Consider the following 7,540-nt stretch of genomic DNA (forward strand, 5'->3'; position numbering starts at 1 on the left):
GCGGATAGCGAACGCCGAGAAGTTACATTTGATGTGCCAGAACATGTTCTTTTGTGGGAGCGAGCCTGCTCGCGAAAGCGTCGGACCAGTCAACGTCGATATTGGATGACTTACCGCATTCGCGAGCAGGCTCGCTCCCACATGGGACGGTCAGAGGGCTTGCAACGGCATGGTCAGTTCGACCCGCAAGCCATCGGGGCGGCTGTCGAAATGCAGGGCGCAGTCACAGCGCTGAACAATCGCCTGGACAATCGCCAGACCCAGCCCGCAGCCGGTGCTCTGCCCGTTGCGCCAGAAGCGTTGGGTCAGATGCTGCAAATCATCTGGCGCAATGCCAGGACCATGGTCACGCACGACAAAACGCACGCGATTGCCGATGTTTTCCAAATGGACCTCGACCGCGCAATCTTCAGGCGTATGGCGCAGGGCGTTGTCGAGCAGGTTACGCAGTGCAGCAATCGCCAGCACGGCGGGCATTTGCAGCGGCGCGGCGGACAGGTCGTCCGGCACGTGCAGTTTGATCCGCAGCCGCTCGCCGCCAGTGGCGTCCTGAATCGCCAGTCTGGCCACTTGCTCGGCGCTGCATTGCGAGCCGTCATCGAACGACAGGCTGCCTTCGACCCGCGCCAGCAGCAGCAACTGTTCAAGGGTGCGGTGCAAGCGATCGGCGCCCTCCTCGGCGCGGGCCAGCGATTGATCGCGGGCACTTCCATCGGTCATGCGCGCGACTTGCAGGTGGGTCTTGATCGCCGTCAGCGGACTGCGCAGTTCATGCGCGGCGTCACCGGTCAAGCGACGTTCACGCTCGATGGTCTTGCCGATGCGTTGAAACAACTGATTCTGAGTTTCCAGCAACGGCTTCAATTCGCTGGGAAATGCCTGCAACTGCAACGGCTCAAGAGAATCGGCATTGCGCCGCATCAGCGCCTCGCGCAGTCGATTGAGTGGCGCCAGACCCTGACCGATGCCCAGCCACAACAAACACAAGCAGCCCAGCAACGCCACACCAACCGGCACCGAAGCCGCGAGCAGAATCGACATGTTCAAGGCTTCGCGCTCGATCTGTCGATCCGCCGTAGTGATGCGCACATCGCCCCGGGCCAGGGTGAAACTGCGCCACGGGGCGCCGTCGATCATTTGATCGTGGAAGCCCATTTTCTCGGCTTCCAGCGCTTGCTCGGGGTTGTTGTGGCTTCGCGCGAGAATCTCGCCGCGCAATGAGCTGACCTGACAGGCCATGCCGCCGGGAATGTTCAGCTGTTCAGCACTGAAGTGGGTGCCCTCGCCTTTGCTCGGCAGCGTCGGCAATTGCTCAAGCAAACCGGCGACCATGCGCGCCGAAGCGACCAGACGCTGGTCGAGGGAGAACATCATCTGATTGCGCAGATCGCTGAGCATCCACGCCGCCGCCAGCGCCCAGATCAGGGTGAAGGCAGCGCCGAGCGTCAGACTCAGGCGCAGGCGCAGACTCATCACTTGCCTTGCTCTCCGCCATCGGCAGGCCCGAGGCGATAGCCCAGACCACGCACGGTTTCGACGATGCCTTTGCCAAGCTTGCTGCGTAGGTGATGGATATGCACGTTCAGTGCGTTGCTTTCCAGTTCGTCGTTGAAGCCGTAGACGCTGTCCTTCAGTTGCTCGGTGGACAGCACTCGGCCGCGATTGTGCAGTAGCGCCTGCAACAGCGACTGCTCGCGGCGCGACAGGTCCACCGGTTGCCCGGCGAGGCGGGTTTCGCGGCTACTCGGGTTGTAAGTAAGCGCGCCATGCTCGATCAGATTGACGCTGCGCCCGGCCACTCGGCGCAACAGGGTTTGCAGGCGAGCGAACAGTTCGCGCAGGTCGAAAGGCTTGAGCAGGTAGTCGTCGGCGCCAGCCTGCAGACCGTCGACACGATCGGTCACCGAATCGCGCGCGGTGAGGATCAACACGGGGATTTCCAGGCCGCTTTGCCGTAACTGTTGCAGCAACTTGAGGCCATCTTCGTCGGGCAGGCCGAGATCGAGCACCATCACGTCGAATTCGGCGACCTTGAGCATCGCCCGCGCCTTCGACGCGGTGTTGACGTGCTCGACGGTCAGGCCCTGTGCCGTGAGCCCGGCGACGATGCCGCTGGCGATCAGCTCATCGTCTTCGCAAACCAGTACGTGCATAGGGGCTCCGGAAATAAAAGGGCGAGTGAAGCAGGCAAGGATTAAGGGGCAATTATGGCGGCACACGTCGACTTCGCAAAGCTGCACGGGAATGCAGTCAGGTTGGCGCAGCCCAGCAACCGACGCGAGCACGCCAAGCAAACTTATTACCCCGTTACCCATCCGAAAACAATTTCAGCCTTTATCGTCAACGCAACTTCATCTAGTTTCGACTGGCAACTTCAACCCCACACTTAAATGGACGTTTGAACATGACCAACTTGAATAACTTTGTTGCCATAGACTGGCGCTCCGGTCCTGATCGAATTTATTTTTTCTTCAAGGACACCGATACCTATTCGCGCTTTGATCTTGGCGACAATAGTGTCCCGTCCAATTATCCAGCCGCCGCGGCAGGCAACTGGGACAACTTCGCCCCGTATACCAAAAATCTGCGCTTTGGCTTGACGACCACTTCCTTCGGCTGGAACGCCGGAAGTGACGAGGATATTGCCTGGCTTTTCTTCTATGACGGAACAACTCCGATGGTCTGCAAATACGATCAGGACAGCGATAAAGTTGCCGCCTTCTACAAGGTATCCGACTCGGTGTGGAAGCCGATTCTTCCATATTTTGACAAAATCATCGCCGGCACCTGGTTTCAACTGACCGGCCACCCTTTCCTGTTTCGATTCATCCTCGATGACGGCCACTACTTGTCTTTCGACTACAAGGCCAAGACCATCAAATACAATCGTTTCGGCGAATATCAGCTGGGCGCGCTGAAACCTTACAAGGACCGGATAATCACAGCGGCGCAGAATGACCGGACATTTGCAGACAGTTATTGGTATATCTTTCTGACCAACAATCAGTACCTCACTTACAACATTCAGTCCGACCGACTCGTTGCCGGCCCCAGAACCATTGATGACGGTAATTGGCCCGGCCTGCTGCGTGGCTGATTGGTCAATCCCGGCGAGCCTAGTAGGATAGGGTTAATTATCGGTTAATCGCCGCCGCCCATCCTGCACCCCACTTGCACAGGGACAAGGCTCCTCCATGCGTCATTTTTTTCTTCTGTTTGCTCTACTGGTTTCCGGTCTGGCTCAGGCCGGAAACAATCCGTTCGAGTCCAAGCCGGACTTTTTACCCGTCGACAAAGCATTCGTACTCACCTCCGAGCGTCTGGATTCAGGCGAAACCCAGCTGTTCTGGCAGATCGCTGACGGCTACTACCTGTATCAGAAACGCCTGAAATTCGACGGACTGGCCGCCGACCAGCAGCCAGTGTTGCCTGAAGGCGAATCCCACAGCGATGAGTTCTTCGGCGAGCAGCCGGTCTACCGCCAAGGGCTGGAAGTGAAAATCCCGGCAGCGGCCAGCGGTCAGATCAAAGTCAGTTATCAGGGCTGCGCCGATGCCGGTCTGTGTTATCCACCGCAAACCCGGGTGTTTGACCTGGGTGGCAAAGCCGCAGCAACACCAAGCGCTGAAGCCCCGGATCAGGCTTTGGCCAGCAGTCTGCAACAACGGGCGCTGGGCTGGAGTCTGCTGGTGTTCTTCGGACTCGGCCTGCTGCTGGCGTTTACCCCGTGTTCGCTGCCGATGCTGCCAATTCTTGCCGGCATGATTGTCGGCAGTGGTGCCACGCCTCGACGCGGTTTTGCCTTGGCCAGCAGCTATGTGATCTGCATGGCGTTGGTCTATGCCGCAATGGGTGTCATTGCTGCACTGCTCGGTGCGAACCTGCAGGCATGGTTGCAGAATCCTTGGTTGCTCGGTGCGTTTGCCGCCATTTTCGTGGTACTGGCATTGCCGATGTTCGGCTTCTTCGAGCTGCAACTGCCGGTGGCCCTGCGTGATCGTCTTGAACATGCGTCGCGCAGCCGCAGCGGCGGCAGCCTGATCGGCGCCGGCGTGCTGGGCGCATTGTCCGGTCTGTTGGTCGGGCCGTGCATGACCGCGCCACTGGCCGGCGCGCTGCTGTACATCGCGCAGAGCGGTAACGCGTTGCACGGCGGTCTGATTCTGTTTGCACTGGGCATCGGCATCGGTGTGCCGCTGTTGCTGCTGGTCACCGTGGGCAACCGTTTCCTGCCGAAACCCGGCGCTTGGATGAATCTGCTCAAGGGCATATTCGGCTTCCTCTTTCTTGCCACTGCATTGTTGATGCTGCGACCGGTACTGGATCCGTCGTTGTGGCTGGGCCTGTGTGGCGCCCTGTTGCTGATCGCCGCTTACAGCGCCTGGAAACAATCCGCAGGGTTTGGTCGCGTCGCACAGGTGTTTGGCGCCCTGTCCCTGCTGCTCGGTTTGTGGGGCAGCTTGTTGGTGATTGGTGCGGCGGGCGGCAGCGAAGATCCATATCAGCCATTGCAGGTCTACAGCGCCGGCCCTGTCGCCAGCGCGGCGCCGACGGGTCACGATGCCTTCAGCACAATCAAGGAACCGGCGGCACTGCAACGCGAACTCGACGCGGCCAAGGCTCAAGGCCAGTGGGTGTTGCTCGATTACTACGCCGACTGGTGCGTGTCGTGCAAGGTCATGGAGAAGAAGGTGTTCGGTGAGGCCAAGGTCATGCAGGCCCTGAGCGATGTGCGCCTGCTGCGCCTGGATGTGACCGCCGACAACGCTGCGAGCCGTGAGCTGCTCAGTCGCTATAAAGTTCCGGGGCCGCCGACGTTCATCTGGATCGGCGCTGACGGCGAAGAACGCCGCAGCCAGCGCATCACCGGCGAGGTCGATGCCGACACCTTCCTGCAACGCTGGTCCGCCACCCGAGATGCCAACTGATGCTGACGTTCACCCTCGGCACCTTCGCCATCGCGCTCAACCACCTGCTGCTGATCAGTGCTCTGGCGCTGGCGACGTTTGTCGGCTGGCGAGTGGCCAAGCGCGGGGGGGATAACCCCGAGTCAGCGCTGTTCAGCCTGTTTTTGCTGGGCATGCTCGCGGCGCGCGTTGCGTTTGTCGCGCTGTACTGGTCGCACTATCGCAATGATCCGTGGCAGATCATCGATCTGCGCGACGGCGGTTTCCTCGCCTGGCCCGGAGTCATCGTGCTGTTGCTGGCGGCGTTATATCGCGGCTGGCGTCGTCCCGCTTTGCGCCGTCCGCTGGGCTTCGGCGTGGTAAGCGGCGTGGCGTTCTGGCTGCTTGCCACCCTGTCGCTGAATATCTACGAACAGGGTACGCGGCTGCCGGATATATCCCTGCGCAATGCCGCTGGCGACACCATCAAGCTCAGTGAGTATCAGGGCGGGCCGCTGGTGATCAACCTGTGGGCGACCTGGTGCCCACCCTGCCGGCGAGAAATGCCGGTGCTGGAAAACGCCCAGCAACAGCGCCCTGATCTGACGTTCCTGTTTGTCAATCAGGCCGAAAGCATGCAAAGCGTGGCGACGTTCCTGGAAACCCAGGGCCTGAGCCTGAACAACGTGCTGTTCGACCGCGGCGGCCGTCTCGGTCAGGCCGTGGGTTCCATGGCGTTACCGACTACGCTGTTCTATAGCCCGGACGGTCGCTTGCTGACCAGTCATCTCGGTGAACTGTCGAACGCCAGCCTCGCCCGCGCCCTGGAAACCTTCGACACTTCGCCTTCAAGCCCTAATCAGGCCGTTGCCCCGACCAACTCTGCAAGGAAACTGCCATGCCCCGCCTCCGCCACCTGCTGACGCTGATCCTGGGCACTGCCCTGCTGCACTTGCCGTCGGTGCAGGCTGCTGAAGAACTGCCTGCGGCGATCAAAAAGATCGAAGCCAAGGGCGCGAAAATCGTCGGCCAGTTCGACGCCCCCGATGGCCTGCGCGGGTACGCCGCGCAATACCAGAATCGCGGCATGGCGCTGTACCTGACCCCGGACGGCAAACACGTCGTGGTGGGTAATCTGTACGACGCCGACGGCAAGGACCTGAGCAGCGAGCCTTTGCAGAAACTGGTCTACGCACCGATGTCCAAGGAAGTCTGGGCCAAGTTCGAGGCGAGCAACTGGATTCAGGACGGCAACAAGGATGCACCGCGCACGGTGTACCTGTTCAGCGATCCGAACTGCCCGTACTGCAACATGTTCTGGGAACAGGCGCGGCCATGGGTCAAGGCCGGCAAAGTGCAGTTGCGCCACATCATGGTCGGCATCATCCGCGAAGACAGCCCGGGCAAATCAGCCGCGCTGCTGGCGGCGAAAGACCCGGCCAAGGCCCTGGAAGATCACGAAAAGGCCGGCAAGGGCAGCGCGCTAAAGGCCATGAAAGACATCCCGGTCGCCGTGCAAACCAAACTCGCGGCCAACATGCAGTTGATGGAAGACCTTGAACTGCAGGCCACCCCGGCGATTTTCTACATGGATGACAAAGGCGAACTGCAACAACAGCAAGGCGCGCCTTCGCCGGACAAGTTGGTGAAGATTCTCGGGCCTAAGTAGTTTTTCATTGCTTGGACCGGCCCTTTCGCGAGCAGGCTCGCTCCCACAGTTGACTGCATTCCCTCAGCCAGAATGCGATTAACTGTGGGAGTGAGCCTGCTCGCGAATGAAGCTCACTCGATCTAGCGGTTGCGCTCGGCCAGAAACGCCAGCAGTGCCTCAGTGACAAACTCGGGATTCTCCAGATTGGAGATATGCCCCGCCTCCGGTACCAGCACGCACGGGCAACCGATCAATTCAGCCATTTCCCGGGCTTCCGACGGTGGCCGTGGTTTGTCCTGATCGCCGCACAGCACAAGTGTCGTCTCCGGGTTCAGCTCGCTCAGACGTGGCAACAGGTCGTTGCGGCCAAACGTGATGCGGCCCATCGGCACGATGCTGTCGCGCAAACGCTCGGGCGAGTAGCCCTGCAGTTTTGCGCGGAAGCCCTGATACAGCGCCGACTGCGGGTCGATGCCCGGGCGGAAGAAGATTGGCACAACGATGTCGAGCAATTGTTCGGAGATGGTGCCGCTGTCTTCGATCTGCTTGAACAACGAGAAGTAATACTGCCGGGTCGGTTCCGGCTCGACGCCGACGTAGGTGTCCATCAGCACCAGACCGTTGAGACGTTGCGGTGCGGACAGTGCCAAACGCGCGCCCCACATGCCACCGACGGATAGTCCGACGAGGGTGACGCGATCAATGTCCAGATGATCGAGCAAGGCCTGCGCCTGTCGGGCAATGTCGTCCAGCGAGGTTGTGCCTTCGGGTAACTTGCCGGACTCGCCATGCCCCCAAAGATCCAGGGCGATGACGCGATAGTGTGGGGTCAGCGCGGCGATCTGCGGCGCCCACATCGCCTGGTCCCAAAGGTAACTGCCGGCCAGCAACACGGCGGGGCCGGTGCCTTGATCAATGTAGTGCAGTGCTTGTCCGTCAACCGTGAAAAAGGGCATCGACCACCTCCTCGAGAAAAAACAGAACCGGCAGACTGAGCTGCCGG

Annotated in this window: 7 protein-coding genes; 4 read left to right on the plus strand and 3 right to left on the minus strand. The window is 60.4% G+C overall.

Annotated features, from left to right (window positions below; genetic code table 11):
- Nucleotides 1-150: 150 nt before the first annotated feature.
- Both OC605_RS01750 and OC605_RS01755 read right to left on the minus strand, forming a co-directional pair.
- On the minus strand, nucleotides 151-1,473 hold the full coding sequence (locus OC605_RS01750; protein WP_262136155.1) for an ATP-binding protein: 1,323 nt from the start codon (nucleotides 1,471-1,473) through the stop codon (nucleotides 151-153).
- Nucleotides 1,473-2,153, minus strand: a complete 681-nt coding sequence (locus OC605_RS01755; RefSeq protein WP_262136156.1) for a response regulator — start codon at nucleotides 2,151-2,153, stop codon at nucleotides 1,473-1,475. Before OC605_RS01755 ends, OC605_RS01750 begins: the two co-directional genes overlap by 1 nt.
- A gap of 251 nt (nucleotides 2,154-2,404) precedes the next feature.
- Between OC605_RS01755 and OC605_RS01760 the strand changes: the two genes are divergently transcribed.
- From OC605_RS01760 to dsbG, 4 genes are all read left to right on the plus strand, one after another.
- Nucleotides 2,405-3,097 carry a hypothetical protein gene (locus OC605_RS01760; RefSeq protein ID WP_262136157.1) on the plus strand — a complete coding sequence of 231 codons (693 nt, stop codon included), beginning with the start codon at nucleotides 2,405-2,407 and terminating at the stop codon, nucleotides 3,095-3,097.
- 97 nt (nucleotides 3,098-3,194) lie between these two features.
- On the plus strand, nucleotides 3,195-4,928 hold the full coding sequence (gene dsbD / locus OC605_RS01765) for a protein-disulfide reductase DsbD (RefSeq protein ID WP_262136158.1): 1,734 nt from the start codon (nucleotides 3,195-3,197) through the stop codon (nucleotides 4,926-4,928).
- Nucleotides 4,928-5,809, plus strand: a complete 882-nt coding sequence (locus OC605_RS01770) for a TlpA disulfide reductase family protein (RefSeq protein WP_262136159.1) — start codon at nucleotides 4,928-4,930, stop codon at nucleotides 5,807-5,809. The genes dsbD and OC605_RS01770 overlap by 1 nt, the downstream gene beginning before the upstream one ends.
- Nucleotides 5,785-6,555 (plus strand): thiol:disulfide interchange protein DsbG, encoded by a 771-nt coding sequence (gene dsbG / locus OC605_RS01775; protein ID WP_262136160.1) that lies wholly within the window; start codon nucleotides 5,785-5,787, stop codon nucleotides 6,553-6,555. The genes OC605_RS01770 and dsbG overlap by 25 nt, the downstream gene beginning before the upstream one ends.
- A 122-nt stretch (nucleotides 6,556-6,677) precedes the next feature.
- On the opposite strand, the gene OC605_RS01780 is transcribed toward dsbG, so the two are convergent.
- Complete coding sequence (locus OC605_RS01780; protein WP_262136161.1) at nucleotides 6,678-7,493, minus strand: alpha/beta fold hydrolase; 816 nt, start codon at nucleotides 7,491-7,493, stop codon at nucleotides 6,678-6,680.
- Nucleotides 7,494-7,540: the final 47 nt, after the last annotated feature.

It is taken from the genome of Pseudomonas sp. Marseille-Q5117, assembly GCF_946901175.1.
GTDB lineage: Bacteria > Pseudomonadota > Gammaproteobacteria > Pseudomonadales > Pseudomonadaceae > Aquipseudomonas > Aquipseudomonas iranensis.